Below are 21,349 nucleotides of genomic sequence, written 5' to 3'. Positions count from 1 at the left end.
CGGCTAGGGCGCGCCCGCCCCCAGCGTTGCATCAATGCGCGCAATCGCGGCATCCGTGATATTGGCCGCGCGCACCGACAAGATGACGTTGCGCTGTTCCAGCACCATGGTTGCGCCGCGTTCCAGCATCAGATTGGCGACGATAGCCTGCGCGCGTTCTTCAAAGGCGGCCCGCGCCTGCGCCGCTTCGGCGGCCAATTCGCCGTTCTTGGCATCGCGGTCGCGGCGGACCTGTTGCACCTTGGCGTCAAAGGCTGCGGCCTCGATCCGGAAAGCGGCGGGGTCCATCGTGGCCCGGCGCTGGGTCAGGCTGCGTTCCTCTTGGGTCAATGCGGCGACAATCGCGTCATTTTCCGCCTGCAAAGCAGCAGTGCGCGCGGCCAGATCGCTGGCGATCCGCTGGCCATATTGGGTTTCAAGAAACAACCGGTCGCTATCCACGATCAGCACCTGCGGCCCCGATTGCTGGGCGGCCAAAGGCAAGGCCAGCACCAGCCAGACCGCAATCGCCGCCCAGAAACGCATCAGAAACTGGTCGAGATGGTGACGTCGAAGGCGCGGGTCTTGTCACGGTCCTGCACATCGAGAGGCTCGGTAAAGTTAAACCGCAGCGGCCCAATCGGCGTGGTCCAGAACAGTGAGGCACCAATCACCGAGCGCGCGGTGAAATCGTCGTAATCGACCTGCCCGGCATAGCCTGAATCCCAGACTGACCCGTAATCATAGAACACACCCCCCGAGAGGCCATATTCGCTGGGCAGCCCCAGCGGGAATTCCGCCTCTAGCCGGGCCACGGCAAAGGCATTGCCGCCGATCGCATCATCGCCGTCCTGCGCACGCGGGCCGATCCCGCCCGCCTCAAAGCCGCGCATCAGGCGGCTGCCAAGGAAAAACCGGTCGGTCACGCGGCTTTGGCCCTCTTGATAATCCAGATAGCCGCCTTCGATGCTGGCGCGCAGCGTCAATTCCTCGTTCAGCAGCTTGGTTTCGGCACCGGCAAAGGCGGTGGTCTGGATGAATTGCGCATCCCCAAAGCCGAATTCCTGCCCAAAGCGCAGGATATAGCCGGTATTGGGGTCAATCCCCGCGCGGCGCGAATCCCAGCTATAGCTATAGCCCAGCGAATTGGTCGCCACCGCGCCGATGTTTTCCTCGTCGCGCAGGATCTGGCTGCTGGAGGTGGCGACATTGGTCAGATCGGCATAGTTGAAGGCATAAAACACCGACAAGCGCCCGTTATCGCTGACCGGGAAGGCCAAAGAGGGGCTGAACCGCCCATTCTGGGTGTCATAGCTGGCGTTTTCATTATTGGTCTGGCGATAGGAAAATTCCAGCCCGCCGCGCAGGTCGCGGCCCAACAATTGCGGCTCGGCAAAGCGAAAGCTCAGCCGCTGGTTGGTCTCGGCGGTCGAGATGTCGAAATCGAGCCGCTGGCCGCGCCCTTGGAAATTGCGCTGCCCATAAGAGGCCAGCAGCCCGATCCCGGTATCGGTGTTGTAATTGGCCCCAAAGCTGAGCGTGCCTGTCGGCCCTTCGGTCACCCCCACATCGACGATCACCTGATTGGCCGAAGACCCCTGCCGCGTATCGACGGTGGCGTTTTCAAAGAAACCCAAGGCCCGGATGCGGCGCGCGGAATCGCGAATTTCGCGCGGGTTGAACGGGTCGCCCTCGACCACACGGATTTCATTGCGGATCACGCGGTCCAGCGTGGTGCTGTTGCCCTGAATGTCGATCCGTTCGACAAAGACGCGCGGCCCTTCGATCAGCACATATTCAAGGTCCAGCGTCAGCGCGCGGTCATTGCGGGTGATGCGCGGTTCGACCCGCAGGAAATTGACATTGCGCTGCACGGCCAGCCGTTCCAGCCGGGTGATATCGGTGTCAATCGTCACCGGCGAATAGACAGCACCCGGACGGGTGCGGATCGCATCCTGAAACACGGTCGGATCAACGCCAGGGATCGTGCTGCTGACGGTGACATCGCCAAAATTGAACCTTTGGCCTTCGCGGATATTATAGGTCACCAGATAGGCATCGCGCTGCGGGGTCAGGGTCACATCGACATTGAGCACCTCGAAATCGGCAAAGCCGCGCGACAGGTAGAAATCTGTCAACAGCTGCCGGTCCTGCGCCACCCGGTCGGGCGAGAATGTATCACGCGCAACAAGCGCCCGCAGCAAGCCTGCCTGTTTGGTGTCCAGCACACGGCGCAAACGGCCTTCGGAATAGGTACGGTTGCCAAGGAAGGAAATACGCTCGATCTCGGTCACGCCGGATTCGGTGACTTCGAAGACCAGATCGACGCGGTTGTCGGACAGACGGATGATCCGCGGCGTCACCACCGCATTGATCCGGCCCTGGCTGGCATAGACCTGGGTGATCGCATTGGTATCGGCCTCGGCCTGCACCGGGTTAAAGGCGCGGCGCGGCTCGCTTTGCAAAAGCGGCAGCAATTGGGCGTCGCGGATGCGGGTATTGCCTTCGATGCTGATGCGGTTGATCGTGGGAAATTCCACCACGCGGATCATCAGGCTGCCGCCTTGCGGGACCAGCTCGACGCTCTCGAACAGGCCCGATGCGCGGATCTGCTGGCCTGCGGTGTTCAATGCGGCCGCTGACAGCGCTGTGCCCGCGCTGATCCCCGCAAAGGACAGGATCGTGCCATCGGCAACGCGCTGGTTGCCTTCGATCGTCACGGCGTTAAAGGCAAAGTCCTGCGCGCCCGTGGCCCCTGCGGACAGCACCGCCAGACCCGTCACCGTCGCAACCACCCGCGCTTTTGCCACGCCCTGCGCCCAAGCGCGCCCACCAAATACCTGCATTTCGTCCGCCTGTCTGACATCCCATTGGCCAAGGGAGTAGCCGCAATAAAGCCCGATGTCAAAACGACAAAGCGCTGCAAAGCGCCGCTTTGCCGGTCGCTGTTACGGGGTCAGGGACAAAAGATCGTGTCGTTCAGGATGGTAAAGGACATCATCGTCAGGATCAGCCCCAGACCGATCACCATAAAGACCTGCACGGCGCGGTCACTGGGCTTGCGGCGGGTCACGGCCTCATAGGCGTAAAACATCAGATGACCGCCATCCAGCACCGGGATCGGAAACAGGTTGATCAGCCCAACCGCTGCCGACAAGGCCCCAATAAACCAGATGAAACTTTGCGTGCCTTGGCGCGCCATCGACCCGCTGGTTTCCGCGATCCCGACAGGGCCGGACAGGTTGCAGGTGGAAATCTGGCCGATGATGATATGGCGCAGTGCCGACAGCGATGTGGTGGCGGTGCTCCACAGCCCCTCGACCCCCAGCCTGCCGGCCGCGATCAGCCCCAAAGCCTCGGTCTGCGGGGTGAACATCACATCCCCGACAATCCCGATCCGGTAGCTTTGGGCAAAGCCTCCGCCGGGCTGGGGTTCGTCGGTGATGCGCGGTGACAGGGTCACATGCACGATCTGCCCGCCGCGCCAGACCGTCAGGTCCAGCGGCGCGCCTTGGGCATTGATCACCTTGTCCTGCAATTGCGGAAAGCCGAAGATCGCATCGCCATCCACGGCCGTGATCACATCGCCAATCCGCAGACCCGCCGTATCAGCCGCAGAGCGCGGGGCCAGCGCGGAAATCAGCGGCGGCATCGGATAAGGCCCGTCCACCGCCATGCGCCGCCCGTCGCGGGTGATCTGATAGGTCAGGCGCGGCTGCAAGGGCAGCAGATCCAGCAACGAAACCTGCCGGTCCGGATCGGCAAAGGCCACATCCGCAACGCTATGCACGATATCGCCTGCGCGCAGCTCGGATTGGAATTGCGCGGGCAAGGGGCGGATATCGCCGATGGTGAACGGGTCCGCCACCCGGCCCTGATACATCAAAGATCCGGTAAAGATCGCGATGGCCAGGATGAAATTGAACAAAGGCCCCGCCGCCACGGTCAGCGTGCGCGCCCAAAGCGGCGCGCCTGCCATCGTGCGGCGGGCATCGTCTGCGCCCACGCTGTCATCCGACCCGACGCTGGCGGCATTGGCATCGCCCAGAAACTTGACATAGCCGCCCAAGGGCAAGGCCGCGACCTGCCAAAGCGTGCCGCGCGCATCCCTGCGGCTATAGATCACCGGGCCAAAGCCAAGCGAGAACACCTCTGCATGGATGCCGCACCAGCGGCCCACGATATAATGCCCATATTCATGGATCGCGACGATGACGGACAGGGCCACGACGAACGCCACGATCATAAAGGCGAAATTGCCGAAAACCGGCACGAATTGCGTCAGGTCCAAAAAATCATCCTATCTGTCTTGCGATTTCGCCCGCATAGATGCGCGCCAGCCTGTCGGCCTCTAGCACGTCATCTAGGGTCATATCGCGGATTTGCAGCCCGTCGCGCGATGACATTTTGTCCAGCGTCGCGGAAACCACCGCCGCCATCTGCAAAAATCCGATCTCTCCGGCGATGAAAGCATCCAGCGCGCGTTCCTTGGCCGCGTTGAACACCGCCCCCGCCAGACCGCCCGTGTCCATCACATAGCGCGCCAGCGCCAGCGCGGGATAGCGGTCCTCGTCGGGGGCTTCAAAGCTCAGCGATCCGATCTTGGCCAGATCCAGCCTTTCGACCGGCAGATGCCGCCGCTGCGGCCAATGCAGCGCATAGCCGATGGCATGGCGCATATCGGGCGGGCCGACATGGGCCATCAGCGCGCCATCATGAAAGCCCACCAGCGCATGGATCAGGCTTTCGCGGTGCACCAGCACTTCGATCATGCTGGAAGGCACGCCAAAGAATTCTTTGGTTTCAATCAGTTCCATCGCCTTGTTGAACATGGATGCGGAATCGATCGTGATCCGCTGCCCCATGTCCCAATTGGGATGGCTGGATGCCTGCGCCAAGGTGGCGCTTGCCAGCCTGTCCTTGGGCCAGTCGCGGAATGCGCCGCCGCTGGCGGTGATGATCACGCGTTCAACGGCGGCCATATCTTCGCCCACCAGCGCCTGAAACACGGCGGAATGTTCGCTATCCACGGGCAGAATCGTGGCCCCAGATGCCTTGGCCCGCGCCATCAGCAAAGGCCCCGCCGTGACCAAAGATTCCTTATTGGCCAGCGCCAGCGTATTGCCGTGATCCAGCGCATTCATGCCCGGCACCAGCCCCGCCGATCCGATGATCGCCGATAGCGCCCAATCGACAGGGCGCGCTGCGGCATCCTTGATCGCGGCCTCACCCGCGGCGACAGCGATACCCGTGCCTGCCAGCGCATCCTTTAACGCGGCATAGCAATTGTCATGACAAGTCACCGCAAGTTCGGCGCGCAAGGCAATGGCATCGCTAGCTAATTGGGCGATGTTGTTACCACCGGTCAGGGCCACGACCTGATAGGCGTCAAGATCGCGCGCGATCAGGTCCACCGCGCTTTGCCCGACCGATCCGGTGGCGCCGAACAGGGTGATCCGCCTCAAAATGCGACCCCGGGAATGTCAAAGACATCAGCGACCAGCAGCATGAACAAAGCCCCGCCCAGCAGCGCATCAAAGCGGTCGAACAGCCCGCCATGGCCGGGGATCAGCGTAGAGCTATCCTTGACCCCCATCCGGCGTTTCAAGGCACTTTCGGCAATATCACCCATCTGGCCTGCAAAGCTAAGCGCCATGGAAATCGGCACGATCACCAGCCCGACATTGGTAAAGAGCATGAAAATCCCCCCCACCAGCGCCGCGCCGATCCAGCCTGCGGCGGTGCCGGACCATGTTTTCTTGGGGCTGTAGCGCGGCCAGAATTTCGGCCCGCCAAAGGCCTTGCCCGCGAAATAGCCGAAAACATCGGTTACGATCACCACCGACATCAGCCACAACAGCCAGGTAAAGCCGTAATCGGCGCGAAAATGCACCAGCCCCCAGCCCGCCAGCTGGATGCCAAGCGCGAAGACAAAGAAGGTCTTGATCTCGGTGCGCAATTGCGTGGCGCCGATCAGCGGGGCGACCAGAAACAACAACAGCCCCCAATGGCTGTCATAGCCCAATTGCCCCGACATGACCGAAGCCACCAGCGCGGCCAAAAGCATCCCCTTGGTCGGCTCGGCCGGGCGGATCATCATCCAGAGTTCCCAGACCATCACCGCGCTGACAAAAACCACCAGCATCTGGAACCAGATACCGCCCAGAATGATGCCGACCGCGCCGATCAAGGTCATCGCCACGCTGGATGCGATGCGGATGCTCAGATCGCCCCATTTGGCGGGATGTGGCGGCAGGCCGGTCATTCTTAGACCGGCACGGCGCCAAAGCGGCGTTCGCGCTGTCCATAGCGCACCAGCACCCGGCCGAATTCGGCGGCGGTGAAATCGGGCCAGAGCGTATCGACGAATTCATATTCCGCATAGGCCGATTGCCACAGCAGGAAATTGGAAATCCGCGCCTCGCCGCTGGTGCGGATCACCAGATCGGGGTCGGGCAGCACATGGGTATCAAGAAACCGCGCCAGCGTTTCGGCATCGACATCCTTATGGGTCAGGCGGCCCATCTCTATCTCATAGGCAAGGCGTTTGGCGGCGCGGGTCACCTCGTCGCGGCCGCCGTAATTCAGCGCGATGGTCAGATGGATCAGATCATTGCCGGCGGTCAGCAATTCCAATTCATCCATCAGGCTGACCAGCTTGTCATCCAGCCGGATGCGGTCACCGATAAAACGCACCCGCACGCCGTTATCGACAAGCGCGCGCGCCTCGCGCTGGATATATTTGCGAAACATCAGCATCAGCCCCGCAACCTCGGTCTGGGTGCGTTTCCAATTCTCGGTCGAAAAGGCGAAAAGCGTCAGGTATTTGACCCCGTGATCCGGGCAGGCCTGCAAGATTTCGCGCACACGGCGCGCGCCCGCATGATGGCCAAACAGCCGCGGCCGACCGCGTTGCTGTGCCCAGCGGCCATTGCCATCCATGATGATCGCGACATGCGCGGGGCCGGTGACACTGGTCTCGTCCATCTGCTGGCGCATTCCGGCCCCTTCCGCGCGGTCCTTAGACCTGCATGATTTCGGCTTGCTTGGTCTCAAGCGTTTCATCGACGGCCTTGATATGGGCATCGGTGATTTCCTGCACGGTGGCTTCCCAGAATTTCTGGTCATCCTCGGACAGACCATCGGCCTTGGCCTTTTTGATCTGATCCATCCCGTCGCGGCGCAGGTTGCGGATCGAGACCCGCGCGCTTTCGGCGTAATGCCCCGCGACCTTGGTCAGCTCGCGGCGGCGTTCTTCGTTCAATTCAGGGATCGGCAGCATGATGATCGTGCCGTTCAGCTGCGGATTGATCCCCAAGCCACTGTCACGAATCGCTTTTTCCACCTTGCCGACCAATGCCTTGTCCCAGACGTTGATCGTCACCATGCGCGGTTCGGGCACGTTGACGGTGCCGACCTGGTTGATCGGCGTGGGCGAGCCGTAGGCATCGACCATGATCGGTTCCAGCATAGAGCCGGACGCCCGCCCCGTGCGCAAGGACGCCAGTTCCACGCGCAGATTGGCGATGGCCCCGTCCATGCGGCGGGCCAGATCATCGGTATCGAGTTCAAATTCATCAGCCATGTTCTTGGTCTTCCTTGGTCACGCGCGGCGTTGTGTCCGTCTAAGCCAATGCCGCCCTCTTGTATAGACAGGCTTAGTCGCGCACGGTGGTATAGGTGCCTTCACCGGCCAGAATCCCCTTGAACCCGCCCGGTTCATCCAGCGAAAACACGATGATCGGCAGGTCATTGTCACGCGCCAAAGCGATGGCGCTGGCATCCATCACGCCCAGATGCTTTTGCAGCACCTCGTCATAGCTGACCACATCGTAACGCACCGCATCGGCATGTTTGACCGGGTCCTTGTCATAGACGCCGTCGACCTTGGTGCCTTTGAAAATCGCCTCGCAATTCATTTCATTGGCGCGCAGGGTCGCCGCCGTATCGGTGGTGAAATAAGGATTGCCCGTGCCCGCAGCAAAGATGCAGACGCGTTTCTTTTCCAGATGCCGCACGGCGCGGCGGCGGATATAGGGTTCGGCCACCTCGTTCATGGTGATGGCGGAAATCACGCGGGTATGAATGCCCAATTCCTCGAGCGCTGATTGCATCGCCAGCGCATTCATCACCGTGGCGATCATGCCCATGTAATCGGCGGTGGTGCGTTCCATGCCCTGCGCAGAGCCTTGCAGCCCGCGAAAGATATTGCCGCCGCCGATGACCATGCAGATCTCGACGCCCATGTCATGGACGGATTTCACCTCGCGCGCGATGCGCTGGACGGTGGGCGGATGCAGGCCAAAGGCGGTGTCGCCCATCAGCGCCTCGCCCGAGATTTTCAGCATGACGCGTTTATAAGTGGTTTTCGGTGTATCGGTCATGCAAAGCCCCTGTCGCGCCGGTTTGGCGCAAAATGTCGCAAAACGGGGCGGGGTTCAATGGCGCTTGTCGCGTCAGGGCGCTATAGAATGCAGATGATCACCATCGCACCCCAGACGCCCGTGCTGATCGCGGGGCCGACCGCATCGGGCAAATCCGCGCTGGCGCTGCAGATTGCACAGCGTCAGGGCGGGGTGATCATCAATGCCGATGCTTTGCAGGTTTTCGCAGGCTGGCAGGTGCTGACCGCGCGGCCATCCGCCGCTGATCTGGCGCGCGCGCCGCATGCTTTATACGGTCATGTGCCTTATGATGCGGCCTATTCGGTGGGCCATTGGCTGCGCGATCTGGCGCCTTTGCTGCAAGGACCGGCGCGCCCCATCATCGTGGGTGGAACGGGGTTGAATTTTCATGCGCTGACCTGCGGTCTGGCCGATATTCCCGCCACCCCCGCCGCAATCCGCGCGCAGGCGGATGGGATCGCCCTGCCCGATCTGATCGCAGCGCTGGATGATGCGACCCGCGCCCGGATTGATCTGCAAAACCGGATGCGGGTGCAGCGCGCCTGGGAGGTCGCGCGCGCCACCGGTCGCAGCCTGGCCGCCTGGCAAGATGCAACGCCTGCGCCTTTATTGCCGCTGGCGGCGACGGTGGCGATCACGCTGGATGCGCCCAAGGATTGGCTGGATCAGCGCATCGCGCAGCGGTTCGATGCGATGCTGGATATGGGCGCGCTGGAAGAGGCCCGCGCCATGCTGCCGCATTGGTCCGCCGCGCATCAATCCGCCAAGGCCATCGGCGCGCCCGAATTGATCGCCCATCTGCAAGGCGCGATGACATTGCCGCAAGCCCGCGACGCCGCGATCATCGCCTCGCGCCAATATGCCAAACGCCAGCGCACATGGTTCCGCGCAAGGCATCAGGCCTGGCATTGCTTGCGCGCGGATCAGGCGGATATTTCTGCAACAGTTGAATTCAGCGAAATTTAACCGGATTGATCGGCCGCCTCTTTGGCGACAAGATCGGGCAAAACACAACCTTGAGGCAAGGTGAATGAGCTTGATGCAAAACGTCCCGTCAGCCTTGGCGCTGGCGCCTTTGTCCCATGCAGGCCCCACAATGCGCTGGCGCACAGAGGCAATGCGCAGCCATCCCACCGCCCGGTTGATCCTGATCACCAAAGGTCAGGGCCGCGTGACCGTGGCGGGGCTGACCAATGGCTATGGCCCCAATAACCTGATCTATCTGCCGCCCCAGACCATGTATGGCATCGAGGTCGGCCCGATGGTCCATGGCCATGTGCTAACCCTGCCCGACACCAATGATTGGCCCGCAGAGCCGGTCCATCTGCGGCTGGTGGATGTCTGGCTGCAAAAAGAGGCGGCGCAATATTTCGACCAGATCGAACGCGAATTGCAACCGGCGGGGCATCCCAAGGCAGCGGCCTTATGGCTGGGGCTGCTGGCGATCTTCTTGGACCGTCAGCTGCGCGCGCAGGTGGCCACCCCCAATGACAGCCGCCGCGACAGTGCTGCGGCCAAGCTGGTTGCGCGCTACACGCAGCTGATCGCGCGCGATTTCCAGCTGGATCGCGGTGTCGGCAGCTATGCCGCCGAATTGGGGGTCACACCCACTCATCTGGCGCGCTGTTGTCAGCAAGTGGCCGGACGCTCGGCGCTGGCCTTGCTGCATGACCGCATCCATTACGAGGCTTGCGTGCTGTTGCGCGACACCCAGGTGCCGATCAACCGGATCGCAGAAATGCTGGGGTTTCATTCCGCCGCCTATTTCACCCGCAGTTTTCAGGACAAGGCCGGCCAGACCCCCAGCGATTTCCGGCGCGCCAATGCGCGCAGCCTGGTGCGCTGAGCGCCTGATCGCCCCCGGCTGCGCGGCGCCCCTATCGCTATCGTGATCGGCTTTGCGCTGATTTCGCCCGTGATTTGCCCCCGGATCTGCCCCCGCCCGGTTGACGCGCGCGGTGAAATGCGGCCCAATCAGGCCAGATTGCTGCGCGCAGAGCCAGCCAGTCTGGAGAGAGAGCCATTTTGACCGATATTGACCAGCCGATGCATCCGATCGCGGTGAAATACGCGCGCGACGCAGAGGCAGGCAAGCTCAGCCGCCGCGAATTCATGGCCCGCACCACCGCGCTGGGCGTCAGCATCTCTGGCGCCTATGCGCTTTTGGGGCTGCCAGCCCCCGCCCGCGCCGAAAGCCAGCCGCGCCAAGGCGGCCAGATGCGCATGCAGATCGAGGTCCGCCCCCTTGCCGATCCGCGCCGGTTTGACTGGCCGCAAAACGCCTATATCACCGCAGGTTGGCTGGAATATCTGGTGGAATATAACAATGACGGCACGTTCCGGCCGATGCTGCTGGACAGCTGGCAGGTCAATGACAACGCCACGATCTATCTTTTGCATCTGCGCCCGGGCGTGACCTGGAACGATGGCACGCCATTCACCGCGCAGGATGTGGCGCGAAACATCGCGGGCTGGTGCGATACCACGCTCGCGGGCAATTCCATGGCCGCGCGCTTTGCCGCGCTGATCGATGCGCAGACCGGTCAGGCGCTGGACGGGGCGATCAAGGTGATCGACGATCTGACCGTGCAGCTGACCCTGCCGATCCCCGATATCACGCTGATCGCGGGCATGTCCGATTATCCCGCCGCAATCACCCCGGCGGGTTTTGATGCCGAAACCATGCTGGAAAATCCGATCGGCACCGGCCCCTATCTGCCCGAAAACGTCGAGGTCGGGGTGCGCGCCACGCTGCTGCGCAATGAAAACCACGCCTGGTGGGGCTATGCCGCGGGCAAAGGCGCCTATCTGGACCGGATTGATTACATTGATTACGGGATTGATCCCGCCGCTTGGGTGGCGGCGGCCATGGCTGACGAGGTCGATATCATCTATGAAACCGCGGGCGAGCTGGTCGATGTCTTCAACAGCCTGGGTTTTGCGCAATCGGCTGTCGCCTCTTCGGCCACGATCTGCATTCGCCCCAATCAGCGCGCCGTGGTAGAGGGTATCCGCCCCTATGCCGACAAACGGGTGCGGCAGGCGATTGTCATGGCGGTGGATAATGCGATCTGCCTGGAACTGGGCCATGCCAATCGCGGCGCTGTCGCGCGCCATCAACATGTCTGGCCGCAGCATCCCGCCTGGGCGGATGTGCCCGCCCTGCCCCATGATCCCGCCCGCGCGCTGGCGCTGCTGCAAGAGGCCGGGATGGAAGATTTCGAGATGGAGCTGGTGTCAATCGACGATGATTGGCGCAAGACCACCACCGATGCGGTGGCCGCCCAGCTGCGCGACGCGGGTTTCAAGGTCACGCGCAGCCTGGTTCCCGGTGCGATCTACCGGCAGAACTGGATGGATTATCCGTTTTCCGCGACCGATTGGAACCACCGCCCCATTGATACGCAGATCCTGGCGCTGGCCTATCGCACGGGCGGGGCATGGAACGAAACCGGCTTTGCCGATCCCAGGTTCGACGCGCTGCTGGCCCAGGCCAATGCGATCCCCGATGCCGATAAGCGCCGGGTCGTGATGCAACAATTGCAAGAGATCATGACCGAGCAAGCCGTGACCCTGCAGCCCTATTGGCGCATGATTTCGCGCCATGCCAAGCCCGGTTTCATCGGTTGGGACATCAATATCGCCTATCTGCCGCAGATCTATAAAATCGGCCTTGCGCCCTGATCCGCCCCGATCCCGCGGTAACCCCGGACGACAGCCCCGAACTACAGCCGCGCGACAAGCAACCGTTAACCTTGTTGTGGCATCCCGTGTCTGTCACAAAAGCGCCAATAGAATCGAAGGAGGCACGACATGGCCGGATCAGTCAACAAAGTCATTCTTATCGGCAATCTTGGCGCCGACCCGGAAATCCGCAGCTTTCAGAACGGCGGCAAGGTCGCGAACCTGCGCATCGCCACATCCGAGACCTGGAAAGACAAGAACAGCGGCGAGCGCCGCGAAAAGACCGAATGGCACACGGTTGCGATCTTTCAAGAAGGTCTGGTCCGCGTGGTCGAGCAATATCTGAAAAAAGGCTCCAAAGTCTATATCGAGGGGAAATTGCAGACCCGCAAATGGCAGGACCAATCGGGTGCGGACCGCTATTCGACCGAAGTGGTCCTGCAAGGGCTTGGCGGCACGCTGACCATGCTGGACGGGCGCGGTGACGGCGGCGGCAATAGCGGCGGCGGCGATTACGGCGCGGGCAGCGGTGGTGGCGGCGGCGGTGGCCGTGGCAGCTATAATGATGGCGGCTATGGCGGCCCATCGGGCGGCAGCGACATGGATGATGAAATCCCGTTTTGATCGCGATGCAATTTGCGCCTGAAACGCAGATATTGATCCTGAACGCCGCGATCCTTGCCATCGCCTATCTGGGTATTTTTCCCAGCCTGCGTGACAAGTCGCTGGCGCAGATCATGCGTGTCGATCTGGTTGTCAGCCTGCTGGCAATCGGTGTTGCTGCGGCCTTGTTCTGGGGCAGCGGCACGGCGTTCAACATGATATTCTTTTCCGCCAATTGGGCGGTGTTCAGCATCGTCACGCTGATGATCATGGAAGCGCCGCTGTTCTATGCTTTTGCCAGAAAGCACGGGATCATCCTGCCGGGCAAGCATCGCTGACGCGGCGGGGCCGCGGCCTCCGGCGGGGATGACGTCAAATCGCGCTTGCGCGAATTGACGCGCTCGGAAGATGGCGGCATCAGCGGGGGGGCGAAGATGGCGGCGTCAGCGGGGGGGCAGCGCATCCTGCAACAGCGCGCGCAGCTTGTCGCGCGGCACGTCCGAGGTGATGAATGCCTGCCCGATGCCGCGCGCAAGGATAAAGCGCAGTGTGCCATCCTGCACCTTTTTATCCTGCGCCATCAAATCCAGCAGCGCATCGGCATCCGGCAGATCCCCGGCGATATCGGCGATATCAACCTTCATCCCCATGTCGCGCAGATGCGCGCGCAGCCGGCTGGGGTCTTCTTGGCTGCACAGGCCCAGCCGCGCGGAAAGTTCAAAGGCCAAGGCGCAACCGATGGCCACCCCTTCGCCGTGCAAGAGCCGGTCCGAATAGCCCGTCGCCTGTTCCAGCGCATGGCAGAACGTATGCCCCAGGTTCAGCAGCGCCCGTTCGCCCTGTTCGGTCTCGTCCCGCTGCACGATCCCGGCCTTCATTGCGCAAGACCGGCTGACCGCATGCACCCGCGCCGCCATATCGCCTGCCGCCATGCCGGGGGCGGATTTTTCCAGCCAGTCAAAGAAATCCGCATCCCCCAGCAGCCCGTATTTCACGACCTCGCCATAGCCTGCCAGAAAATCCCGGCGCGGCAATGTGCCTAAAAGCGCGGTATCGGCCAGCACCAGCGCGGGTTGGTGAAATGCGCCGACAAGGTTTTTGCCATGCGGTGAATTGATCCCGGTCTTGCCACCTACCGAGCTGTCGACCTGCGCCAGCAGGCTGGTCGGCATCTGCACGAAACGCACGCCGCGCCGCAGGATCGCGGCGGCAAACCCCGCCAGATCGCCGATCACCCCGCCGCCAAAGGCGATGATGCAATCGCGTCTTTCGACCTTTTGGGCCAGCAGCCATTCGACCACGCGTTCCAACTGGGCCCAGCTTTTGCTGGCCTCGCCCGCAGGCAGGGCCAAGGCGTCAGAGCTGAGCCCTGCCGCCGCCAGCGCGGCTTGCAAGGCAGGCAGATGCAGGGCTTCGACATTTTCATCGGTGACGATGCAGATATGCCGCCGCCCGCCTAAAGCCGCCAGATGCTGTCCTGCATCCGCGATCAGCCCAGGCCCGATCTGGATATCATAGGCCCGGCCGGGCAGGTCGACATGGACTTTGGTCTGCATCACAGGGTCTCCAGCACAGCGGGTTGCGTGGCCAGCAGGCGCAGCGCATCCTGTGTCGTATCCTCGATCGAGGCGTGAAAGGCCACCGGCAGCCGCAGCCCGGCCAGCGCATAGATATCTTTGCGCGCCGCCAGCAAGCGCGTCAATGTCCCCTTGGGGTCGGCCGTGCGCAGCAGCGGGCGGGTGTCCTTGTGGCGGACCCGTTCCCACAGCGTCTGCAGATCGGCATCCAGCCAGAGCGCAATGGCGTCGCTTGCAATCAGCGCGCGGTTTTCTGCGGCCAGAAAGGCCCCGCCGCCGGTCGAGATGATCCGCGGCCCATCCGCCAGCAGGCGCCGCAGCACCTCGGTTTCGCGGCGGCGAAAGAAGGCCTCGCCGTCGCGGGCAAAGATTTCATCGATGCTGAGCGCTGCGGCCTCTTCGATGGCGGCGTCGCTATCGACGAATGGCACTTGCAGCATGGCGGCCAGCGCCCGCCCGATGGCGGTCTTGCCTGCGCCCATCATGCCCACCAGCACCACATTGCGCCTTAGCCGATATGCCGCCGCCGGTCCCATGTCGATCCTTTCTTGCGACGCTCGGCCATCGGATGCCGAGCGGAAAAGTTTTGTGAATGAATGGCGTGATATTGCCCGAAAGACCATATATAAACGATGCAGAAAGTGGCGCAGAGACCACTTAGCAATGATGGTAAAACGGGGCGGGTTATGTGGCGGTTTATTAAAGTGTTGATCTTTTTGACCATTCTGATGGCGCTTGGATTTGTCGCTTATGCCTATATCGGCCCTATCCTGTTTCCGTCCGATTTCGCAGCCCCCGCACAGGAGGTGGTCCGCCCTGTCACGCTTGACGCAAACTAGCGCGGTTCTTGCCCTTGTGGTGCTGACGACCGGCCCTGCGGTGGCCCGCGACCCGCTGTCCTCGATTGACTGGCTTTCGCAAGAGGCTGTCAGCGCCGCCAATCTGGCCGAAGCCCCCGTGGTCCAAAGCGCGCTGCCCCCCGATATCGAGGTGATGCCGCTGGACCGGCTGTCCAAGGACCCTGTGGGGCTGTTGCCATCTGATGTGACCGGGCTGCCGCATAATATCTGGTCGGCCAGCAATGAACAGGACATCGTCGCGCTGATCCGTGGCGACCGGCGCGATTCGCTGCCGGCGATCGTGGCTTTCGTCAAAATACTGATGCAGGCCCGCGCCGATCCGCCTTTGGGGGCCGGACCCGATGGCGCGCTGTTTCTGGCCCGCGTTGACCGGCTGGTCGAGCTGGGCGCGGTCGAACAGGCGCAGGCCTTGATAGAGCTTGCCACCCCCGACACGCCCGATGTGTTTCAGCGCTGGTTTGACCTGTCGCTTTTGACCGGCACCGAGGATGCCGCCTGCCGGGCGATGAACGCGCGCCCGGAACTGGCCCCGACCTATGCTGCGCGGATCTTCTGTCTGGCGCGCGGTGGTCAATGGCCGGTTGCGGTTTTGTCGCTGAACACGCACCGCGTGCTGTCCGATATCACCGCGTCAGAGGCCGATATTCTGGCCAGGTTTCTTGACCCCGAATTATTCGAAGCCGCGCCCCCTTTGCCCGCCCCCTCGCAGGTGACACCGTTGACCTTTCGCCTGTTCGAGGCCTTTGGCGAGCCTTTGATCACCCGCGGCCTGCCCTTGGCCTTTGCCCATGCCGATCTGCGCGGCAATAATGCCTGGCGCGCCCAGCTGGAGGCCGCAGAGCGGCTGGCCCGTCAGGGGGCTGTGCCTGAAAATGTGTTGCAAAAGTTTTATACCGCGCGCAGGCCCGCTGCTTCGGGGGGGATCTGGGACCGCGCCGCCGCCATCATCCGGCTGGATTCCGCGATCGAGGCGGGCGATCCGCAGGAAGTGGCGCGATCTTTGCCCGCCGCTTGGGATGCGATGAAACAGGCCCGCACCGAAGTGGCTTTTGCCAAGCTTTATAGCAACGCGCTGCAAGCGATGGATCTGCGCGGCGAGGCGGATGACATCGCCAATCGTGTCGGGCTGTTATCGGATGATTACCGTGCTGTCGCCGCGCGGCTGGCGGATGCGCAAGACCCGTTTGATCCCTTCCTGATCGCCATCGCATTGGGCCAGCCGCAGGATGTGGCGATGATATCGCCGCGCGCGCTGGCGATCCAGGCGGCCTTTGACGGTGCCCCCGCGCCGGTGGAATTGCAGAACCTTGTCGCCAATGGCAAAACCGGCGAGGCGATGCTGCGCGCCATCAGCCTGTTCAACGAAGGCTTTGCTGGCGAGGCCCGGTCCTTGACCGATGCGCTGGCGCTGTTCTTGCTGCTGGAACTGGACGATCTTGCGCGCCGCGCGGCGCTGGAACTGATGATATTGGACCGCGCAACGTGACCCAAGGCCCCGCCAGCATGGCCCGCTGGGTCCAAAGCTATTTGCAGGCGCAGGCGGCGGAACTGGATGCCGCCCCCAATACGCAGCTGGCCTATGCGCGTGATCTGGCCGGTTTCGCCGCTTGGCTGGCTGATAAGGGGCTCCATTTCGCCAGCCTGTCGCAGGACCAGATCGAAAGCTATCTGATCGATTGCGCAGCCGAGGGTCTGGCCAAATCCACCCGCGCCCGCCGCCTGTCAGCGATCAAGCAATTGTTCCGTTTCGCCTATGAAGAAGGCTGGCGCGCCGATAATCCCGCGCTGCAGATCAAAGGGCCGGGCCGCGCGCAGCGCCTGCCCAAAACGCTGGATCTGGCCGAGGTGGACCGCCTGCTGGACGCCGCCCGCAACAGCCCGCGGGACGGGCTGCGCAATACCTGCCTGATGGAATTGCTTTATGCGACGGGGATGCGTGTCACCGAATTGGTCAGCCTGCCGGTGGCGGCGGCGCGCGGCGATCCCCAGATGCTGTTGGTGCGCGGCAAAGGCGGCAAGGAACGGCTGGTGCCTTTGTCGCCGCCCGCCCGCGCTGCCATGGCCAATTGGCTGACCGCGCGCGATCAGGCCGAAGATTCCGCGCGCAAGGCGGGCAAGCCTGCGTCGAAATACCTGTTTCCTTCGCATGGCAAGGCGGGCCATCTGACCCGACATGCGTTTTTCGCGCTGATCAAAACCTTTGCAATCACCGCCGGGCTATCGCCTGCGCGGGTCACGCCGCATGTGCTGCGCCATGCTTTTGCCACCCATCTGCTGGCGGGCGGGGCTGATCTGCGGTCGATCCAAACCATGCTGGGCCATGCCGATATCGCCACCACCGAGATCTATACCCATGTGCTGGACCAGCGCCTGACCGATCTGGTTTTGCAACACCATCCGCTGGCCAAACCGACCAAGCCTTGAAGCTGCGCCGCTTGCGGGCAATATAGGCATGAAGCATTTGAAAGCGTGATATGGACCCCTCGACACTCGACGCAGCATTCTGGGCCACGGCGGCGGCCATTGTTGTCTTGCTGATCCTCTCGGCCTTCTTTTCAGGCTCTGAAACGGCGCTGACCGCCGCCTCGCGCGGCAAGCTGCGGTCGGCCGCAGACAAAGGATCGCGGGGCGCGGAACGGGCGCTGAAAGTGACCGAGGATAACGAACGCCTGATCGGCTCGGTCCTGCTGGGCAATAATGTGGTCAATATTCTGGCCACCTCGCTGGCCACCGCGATCCTGACCAAGGTCTTTGGCCAGAACGGGGTCGCCGCCGCCACGCTGATCATGACGCTGCTGGTGCTGATCTTTGCCGAGGTCCTGCCCAAGACCTTTGCCATCACCAATCCTGAAAAGGTCGCCTCTTTCGTGGCCCGCCCGATCGGGGTGATCGTACTGATCTTTGCCCCCGCGGTGACAGCCGTGCGGTTTTTGGTGCGCGGTGTGCTGTATCTGTTCGGCGTGCGCACCGATCCTGACAGCAATATTCTGGCCGTGCGCGAGGAAATCGCCGGCGCCTTGCATCTGGGCCATGCCGAAGGCTGGGTCGAGAAAGAAGACCGCGACCGGATTCTGGGCGCGCTGGACCTGAACGAACGCACCGTGGAAGAGGTGATGCTGCACCGCTCGGGCATCGAGATGGTGGATGCCGCCCTGCCCGCGCAGGATATTCTGGCGCAGATCCTGCAAAGCCAGCACACCCGCCTGCCGCTTTATCGTGACAATCCCGAAAATATCGTCGGGGTGATCCATGCCAAGGATCTGCTGCGCGCGATGCATAAATTGCTCAGCGGTGGCACGGTGGACGGACAGGGGCTGGCGGTCTTTGACGTGATGAAAGTCGCGATGCCGCCCTATTTCGTCCCCGAAACCACGACGCTGGGCGACCAGATGCGCAATTTCCTGAAACGAAAGACGCATTTCGCGCTGGTGGTGGATGAATATGGCGGGCTTGAAGGGCTGATCACGCTTGAAGACATCCTCGAGGAAATCGTGGGCGAGATCGCGGATGAATTCGACGATTACGAACCCGAACAGATCGCGGCCACGGCGGATGGCGCCTATATCGTTGATGGCGGCATCACGATCCGCGACCTGAACCGCGCGCATGATTGGCAATTGCCCGATGACGAGGCCAATACAATCGCCGGTCTGGTGATCCACGAGGCGCAGATGATCCCCGTGGTCGGACAGGTGTTTTCATTTCACGGTTTTCGCTTCGAGGTCCTGACCAAAGAGGAAAACCGGCTGGCGACGCTGAAGATCCGCAAGCTCTGATAGCTGGTTTAACGGTGCGTTCCCGCGCCCTCATCTGGCGAAAGGCCTTGTTAAGCTTTGCATGCGATAAGATCCCAGCAAGCCATTGATCCTGGTCTTGCTGTTCTCCCTGATGGACTGGCCGCGCCTACGGGTGCGGCCATTTTTCCCACCCAACCCTGTGTAAAAGCGTCGGATTAGCTGTTGACGGCGACATGCCCTTTGCGTAGCGTATGCCCAATTCGTCGGCCAAGTCCGACAGGGAGAAAAAATAAAGGGTCCGGCAACGGGCCCTTTTTTCATGCAAAAGCAACAACTTATGGCGCTGGCGGAAGATTGCCAATCACACGGAATTTTGTCCTGACATGGCCCGCGCGCCATGATAGGCGGCAGCAAGACAACACAGGATCATTTCCCATGCGCAGGACCACAACCGCCCTTACACTTGCTGCCTTTCTTGCCATCGGCACCCAGGCCACGGCCCAAGACGACACCAATGCGCTGGATCTGGGCGAACCCGTCACCCCGCGCATCGGCGAGATCTATGTCGCCGACACCCATGGCGATTGGGAAGTCCGCTGCATCCGCGCGCCCGAAGGGCAGGATGACCGCTGCAATCTCTATCAGCTGCTGACCAATGATGCCGATGCACCGGTGGCGGAATTCAACCTGTTCCGTCTGCCCCAGGGCGGTCAGGCCATGGCCGGGGCCAATATCGTCGTGCCACTTGAAACGCTGCTGACCCAGCAGCTGACCTTATCGGTCGATGATGGCGAACCGCGCCGCTATCCGTTCAGCTTTTGCAATGCGGCGGGCTGCGTTGCGCGGATCGGCCTGACCGAAGCCGAGATCGCGGCGTTCGAAGCCGGGTCAACCGCGACCTTGCGTCTGGTCCCTGCCGCCGCACCAGAGGATGATTTCCTGCTGACCATGTCGCTGGCCGGCTTTACCGAGGGTTTCGACAATCTGGCCGTGATCCCCTAGGCAAAACGGCGCAGCGCGATCACCGCGTTCAGCCCGCCAAAGGCAAAAGCATTGGACAGCGCGACATCAACCTTGGCGTCGCGCGCCACATTGGGGACCACATCCAGCGCGCATTCGGGGTCGGATTCCTCATAGCCGATGGTGGGCGCGATCACCCCGTCGCGCAGCGCCATGATACAGGCCAAAAGCTCGACCGCGCCGGTGCCGCCGATCAGATGGCCATGCATGGATTTGGTCGATGACATCATCAACTTGTCGGCATGCGCGCCAAAGACATCGGCGACAGCGGCGCATTCGGTCTTGTCATTGGCCGCCGTGCCGGTGCCATGCGCATTGATATAGCCCACCGCATCCAGCGCCACGCCCGCATCCCTGACAGCCCCCGCAATCGCGCGCGCCGCCCCTTGTTTATTGGGCATCACGATGTCGGATGCATCCGAGGTCATGGCGAAACCGATCACTTCGCACAAGATATCGGCCCCCCGCGCGCGCGCATGGTCGTAATCCTCGAAGACAAAGACGCCTGCGCCCTCGCCCTGCACCATGCCGTTGCGCGTGGCCGAAAACGGCCGGCAGGCATCTTTGGACATCACCCGCAGCCCTTCCCAGGCCTTGATGCCGCCGAAACATAGCATCGCCTCGGACCCGCCGGTGACCATGACCTTGGTCATGCCGCAGCGGATCATGTTGAACGCCTGCCCCATCGCATGGTTGGACGAGGCACAGGCCGTGGCGACGGTAAAGCTTGGCCCGCGCAGGTTCCATTCCATCGAGACATGGCTGGCGGCGGCATTATTCATCAGCTTGGGCACGATGAACGGATGCACGCGGTTCTTGCCCTCTTCGTAAACGGCGCGGTAATTTTCATCCTGCGTGTTCAGCCCGCCCCCCGAAGTGCCAAAGATCACGCCCGATTGATCGGCCAAAGCACCGGTAAAGCGCAGCCCCGCCTGCCCCAGCGCCTGACGCGCGGCCAGCAGCGTGAATTGCGTGAACCGGTCATAAAGCGCGATTTGCTGGCGGTTGAAATGATCGGTTTCGGCATAGCCCTTGATCTGCCCGCCGATCTGGATCGCCAGCCGGTCCACATCGGGGATATCCAGCGGACCGATGCCGCAGCGGCCTTCGCGCATGGCGGCAAAGGTGGTGGGCACGTCGCCGCCAATCGGGTTGATCGTTCCGGCACCGGTAATGACGACCCGCGCCATCAGCCTGCCTGTTCGGCTTGCAACTGCTTGACCGCCGCGATGATCGCCCCCACCGAGGAGATGTCAAAACCGCTGGCCGTCGGATCATTGGCGTTGAACGGCACCGAGATGTCAAAACCTTCCTCGATCGCGAAAATACATTCCACCAAGCCCAGTGAATCGATCCCCAGATCGGCCAGCGATGCCTCCAGCGCGACATCGCCCGGCTCTAGCATGGCCTGTTCGGCGATGATGGCGATGATCCGGTCATCGGTTGTCATGGGGGTGCTCCGTCTGGTGATGTCGCTGCTCATT

At 62.3% G+C, this 21,349-nt stretch carries 22 protein-coding genes; 10 read left to right on the top strand and 12 right to left on the bottom strand.

The annotated features are described in order from the left end of the window. Positions 1 to 3 precede the first annotated feature (3 nt). The 8 genes from LOKVESSMR4R_RS06970 to pyrH form a co-directional block, all read right to left on the bottom strand. Positions 4 to 525, bottom strand: coding sequence for an OmpH family outer membrane protein (locus LOKVESSMR4R_RS06970; protein WP_087206974.1), 522 nt, complete (start codon positions 523 to 525; stop codon positions 4 to 6). Then, positions 525 to 2,825 (bottom strand): outer membrane protein assembly factor BamA, encoded by a 2,301-nt coding sequence (gene bamA / locus LOKVESSMR4R_RS06965; RefSeq protein ID WP_087206972.1) that lies wholly within the window; start codon positions 2,823 to 2,825, stop codon positions 525 to 527. Before bamA ends, LOKVESSMR4R_RS06970 begins: the two co-directional genes overlap by 1 nt. A 110-nt stretch (positions 2,826 to 2,935) precedes the next feature. After that, positions 2,936 to 4,270, bottom strand: coding sequence for an RIP metalloprotease RseP (rseP, locus tag LOKVESSMR4R_RS06960; RefSeq protein WP_087206970.1), 1,335 nt, complete (start codon positions 4,268 to 4,270; stop codon positions 2,936 to 2,938). Between the two features lie 4 nt (positions 4,271 to 4,274). Continuing rightward, the gene (gene dxr / locus LOKVESSMR4R_RS06955; protein WP_087206968.1) at positions 4,275 to 5,444 is read right to left on the bottom strand and encodes a 1-deoxy-D-xylulose-5-phosphate reductoisomerase; all 1,170 of its coding nucleotides are present in this window, start codon (positions 5,442 to 5,444) and stop codon (positions 4,275 to 4,277) included. Then, positions 5,441 to 6,244 carry a phosphatidate cytidylyltransferase gene (locus LOKVESSMR4R_RS06950; RefSeq protein WP_087206966.1) on the bottom strand — a complete coding sequence of 268 codons (804 nt, stop codon included), beginning with the start codon at positions 6,242 to 6,244 and terminating at the stop codon, positions 5,441 to 5,443. Before LOKVESSMR4R_RS06950 ends, dxr begins: the two co-directional genes overlap by 4 nt. Positions 6,245 to 6,246: 2 nt before the next feature. Continuing rightward, a complete protein-coding gene (gene uppS, locus LOKVESSMR4R_RS06945; protein ID WP_087206964.1) occupies positions 6,247 to 6,978 on the bottom strand; it encodes a polyprenyl diphosphate synthase in 732 nt (243 codons plus the stop codon). Positions 6,979 to 7,000: 22 nt separating this feature from the next. Further along, entirely contained in the window at positions 7,001 to 7,564 is a 564-nt protein-coding gene (frr, locus tag LOKVESSMR4R_RS06940) for a ribosome recycling factor (protein ID WP_087206962.1), read from the bottom strand. Positions 7,565 to 7,637: 73 nt separating this feature from the next. Beyond that, on the bottom strand, positions 7,638 to 8,363 hold the full coding sequence (gene pyrH / locus LOKVESSMR4R_RS06935; RefSeq protein ID WP_087206960.1) for a UMP kinase: 726 nt from the start codon (positions 8,361 to 8,363) through the stop codon (positions 7,638 to 7,640). Between the two features lie 57 nt (positions 8,364 to 8,420). Here pyrH and miaA point away from each other — a divergent pair, with 57 nt between their 5' ends. From miaA to LOKVESSMR4R_RS06910, 5 genes are all read left to right on the top strand, one after another. Further along, positions 8,421 to 9,350 (top strand): tRNA (adenosine(37)-N6)-dimethylallyltransferase MiaA, encoded by a 930-nt coding sequence (miaA, locus tag LOKVESSMR4R_RS06930; protein WP_087206958.1) that lies wholly within the window; start codon positions 8,421 to 8,423, stop codon positions 9,348 to 9,350. A 64-nt stretch (positions 9,351 to 9,414) separates the two neighbouring features. Further along, positions 9,415 to 10,230 carry a helix-turn-helix transcriptional regulator gene (locus LOKVESSMR4R_RS06925; RefSeq protein WP_087206956.1) on the top strand — a complete coding sequence of 272 codons (816 nt, stop codon included), beginning with the start codon at positions 9,415 to 9,417 and terminating at the stop codon, positions 10,228 to 10,230. 179 nt (positions 10,231 to 10,409) lie between these two features. Then, positions 10,410 to 12,068, top strand: a complete 1,659-nt coding sequence (locus tag LOKVESSMR4R_RS06920) for an ABC transporter substrate-binding protein (protein ID WP_087206954.1) — start codon at positions 10,410 to 10,412, stop codon at positions 12,066 to 12,068. Between the two features lie 129 nt (positions 12,069 to 12,197). Continuing rightward, a complete protein-coding gene (locus LOKVESSMR4R_RS06915; protein ID WP_087206951.1) occupies positions 12,198 to 12,692 on the top strand; it encodes a single-stranded DNA-binding protein in 495 nt (164 codons plus the stop codon). Between the two features lie 5 nt (positions 12,693 to 12,697). Then, positions 12,698 to 13,009 (top strand): hypothetical protein, encoded by a 312-nt coding sequence (locus tag LOKVESSMR4R_RS06910; RefSeq protein ID WP_087212765.1) that lies wholly within the window; start codon positions 12,698 to 12,700, stop codon positions 13,007 to 13,009. Positions 13,010 to 13,114: 105 nt separating this feature from the next. On the opposite strand, the gene aroB is transcribed toward LOKVESSMR4R_RS06910, so the two are convergent. Further along, positions 13,115 to 14,227, bottom strand: coding sequence for a 3-dehydroquinate synthase (aroB, locus tag LOKVESSMR4R_RS06905; RefSeq protein WP_087206948.1), 1,113 nt, complete (start codon positions 14,225 to 14,227; stop codon positions 13,115 to 13,117). After that, complete coding sequence (locus tag LOKVESSMR4R_RS06900; protein WP_087206945.1) at positions 14,227 to 14,784, bottom strand: shikimate kinase; 558 nt, start codon at positions 14,782 to 14,784, stop codon at positions 14,227 to 14,229. Before LOKVESSMR4R_RS06900 ends, aroB begins: the two co-directional genes overlap by 1 nt. Positions 14,785 to 14,934: 150 nt before the next feature. On the opposite strand from LOKVESSMR4R_RS06900, the gene LOKVESSMR4R_RS20430 reads away from it, so the two are divergent. The 5 genes from LOKVESSMR4R_RS20430 to LOKVESSMR4R_RS06875 all read left to right on the top strand — a co-directional run bounded on the left by LOKVESSMR4R_RS20430 (position 14,935) and on the right by LOKVESSMR4R_RS06875 (position 19,847). Continuing rightward, the gene (locus LOKVESSMR4R_RS20430; RefSeq protein WP_087206943.1) at positions 14,935 to 15,087 is read left to right on the top strand and encodes a hypothetical protein; all 153 of its coding nucleotides are present in this window, start codon (positions 14,935 to 14,937) and stop codon (positions 15,085 to 15,087) included. Further along, positions 15,074 to 16,594, top strand: coding sequence for a hypothetical protein (locus LOKVESSMR4R_RS06890; protein ID WP_087206941.1), 1,521 nt, complete (start codon positions 15,074 to 15,076; stop codon positions 16,592 to 16,594). Before LOKVESSMR4R_RS20430 ends, LOKVESSMR4R_RS06890 begins: the two co-directional genes overlap by 14 nt. A gap of 17 nt (positions 16,595 to 16,611) precedes the next feature. Beyond that, positions 16,612 to 17,532: a site-specific tyrosine recombinase XerD gene (locus tag LOKVESSMR4R_RS06885; RefSeq protein WP_087206938.1), complete on the top strand. Its 921-nt coding sequence runs from the start codon at positions 16,612 to 16,614 to the stop codon at positions 17,530 to 17,532. Positions 17,533 to 17,582: 50 nt separating this feature from the next. After that, positions 17,583 to 18,884, top strand: a complete 1,302-nt coding sequence (locus tag LOKVESSMR4R_RS06880; RefSeq protein ID WP_087206936.1) for an HlyC/CorC family transporter — start codon at positions 17,583 to 17,585, stop codon at positions 18,882 to 18,884. Between the two features lie 396 nt (positions 18,885 to 19,280). Further along, positions 19,281 to 19,847 (top strand): invasion associated locus B family protein, encoded by a 567-nt coding sequence (locus LOKVESSMR4R_RS06875; protein WP_087206933.1) that lies wholly within the window; start codon positions 19,281 to 19,283, stop codon positions 19,845 to 19,847. Here LOKVESSMR4R_RS06875 and LOKVESSMR4R_RS06870 read toward each other — a convergent pair. Then, complete coding sequence (locus LOKVESSMR4R_RS06870; RefSeq protein ID WP_087206931.1) at positions 19,844 to 21,055, bottom strand: beta-ketoacyl-[acyl-carrier-protein] synthase family protein; 1,212 nt, start codon at positions 21,053 to 21,055, stop codon at positions 19,844 to 19,846. The genes LOKVESSMR4R_RS06875 and LOKVESSMR4R_RS06870 overlap by 4 nt on opposite strands. Continuing rightward, on the bottom strand, positions 21,055 to 21,315 hold the full coding sequence (locus LOKVESSMR4R_RS06865) for an acyl carrier protein (RefSeq protein WP_087212762.1): 261 nt from the start codon (positions 21,313 to 21,315) through the stop codon (positions 21,055 to 21,057). The genes LOKVESSMR4R_RS06870 and LOKVESSMR4R_RS06865 overlap by 1 nt, the downstream gene beginning before the upstream one ends. Between the last annotated feature and the right edge of the window lie 34 nt (positions 21,316 to 21,349).

Origin of the sequence: Yoonia vestfoldensis (assembly GCF_002158905.1) — a bacterium.
In the GTDB taxonomy this organism is placed as follows: Bacteria; Pseudomonadota; Alphaproteobacteria; order Rhodobacterales; family Rhodobacteraceae; genus Yoonia; species Yoonia vestfoldensis_B.
This window is presented reverse-complemented; position numbering and strand designations above follow the sequence as displayed.

Bases quoted from the DNA above. Each gene is read 5' to 3' on its own strand.
- LOKVESSMR4R_RS06970 (WP_087206974.1), bottom strand. From the start codon at position 525: ATGCGTTTCTGGGCGGCGATTGCGGTCTGGCTGGTGCTGGCCTTGCCT.
- bamA (WP_087206972.1), bottom strand. From the start codon at position 2,825: ATGCAGGTATTTGGTGGGCGCGCTTGGGCGCAGGGCGTGGCAAAAGCG.
- LOKVESSMR4R_RS06950 (WP_087206966.1), bottom strand. From the start codon at position 6,244: ATGACCGGCCTGCCGCCACATCCCGCCAAATGGGGCGATCTGAGCATC.
- uppS (WP_087206964.1), bottom strand. From the start codon at position 6,978: ATGCGCCAGCAGATGGACGAGACCAGTGTCACCGGCCCCGCGCATGTC.
- frr (WP_087206962.1), bottom strand. From the start codon at position 7,564: ATGGCTGATGAATTTGAACTCGATACCGATGATCTGGCCCGCCGCATG.
- pyrH (WP_087206960.1), bottom strand. From the start codon at position 8,363: ATGACCGATACACCGAAAACCACTTATAAACGCGTCATGCTGAAAATC.
- miaA (WP_087206958.1), top strand. From the start codon at position 8,421: ATGGCGCTTGTCGCGTCAGGGCGCTATAGAATGCAGATGATCACCATC.
- LOKVESSMR4R_RS06925 (WP_087206956.1), top strand. From the start codon at position 9,415: ATGAGCTTGATGCAAAACGTCCCGTCAGCCTTGGCGCTGGCGCCTTTG.
- LOKVESSMR4R_RS06915 (WP_087206951.1), top strand. From the start codon at position 12,198: ATGGCCGGATCAGTCAACAAAGTCATTCTTATCGGCAATCTTGGCGCC.
- LOKVESSMR4R_RS06910 (WP_087212765.1), top strand. From the start codon at position 12,698: ATGCAATTTGCGCCTGAAACGCAGATATTGATCCTGAACGCCGCGATC.
- aroB (WP_087206948.1), bottom strand. From the start codon at position 14,227: ATGCAGACCAAAGTCCATGTCGACCTGCCCGGCCGGGCCTATGATATC.
- LOKVESSMR4R_RS06900 (WP_087206945.1), bottom strand. From the start codon at position 14,784: ATGGGACCGGCGGCGGCATATCGGCTAAGGCGCAATGTGGTGCTGGTG.
- LOKVESSMR4R_RS20430 (WP_087206943.1), top strand. From the start codon at position 14,935: ATGTGGCGGTTTATTAAAGTGTTGATCTTTTTGACCATTCTGATGGCG.
- LOKVESSMR4R_RS06885 (WP_087206938.1), top strand. From the start codon at position 16,612: ATGGCCCGCTGGGTCCAAAGCTATTTGCAGGCGCAGGCGGCGGAACTG.
- LOKVESSMR4R_RS06880 (WP_087206936.1), top strand. From the start codon at position 17,583: ATGGACCCCTCGACACTCGACGCAGCATTCTGGGCCACGGCGGCGGCC.
- LOKVESSMR4R_RS06875 (WP_087206933.1), top strand. From the start codon at position 19,281: ATGCGCAGGACCACAACCGCCCTTACACTTGCTGCCTTTCTTGCCATC.
- LOKVESSMR4R_RS06870 (WP_087206931.1), bottom strand. From the start codon at position 21,055: ATGGCGCGGGTCGTCATTACCGGTGCCGGAACGATCAACCCGATTGGC.
- LOKVESSMR4R_RS06865 (WP_087212762.1), bottom strand. From the start codon at position 21,315: ATGACAACCGATGACCGGATCATCGCCATCATCGCCGAACAGGCCATG.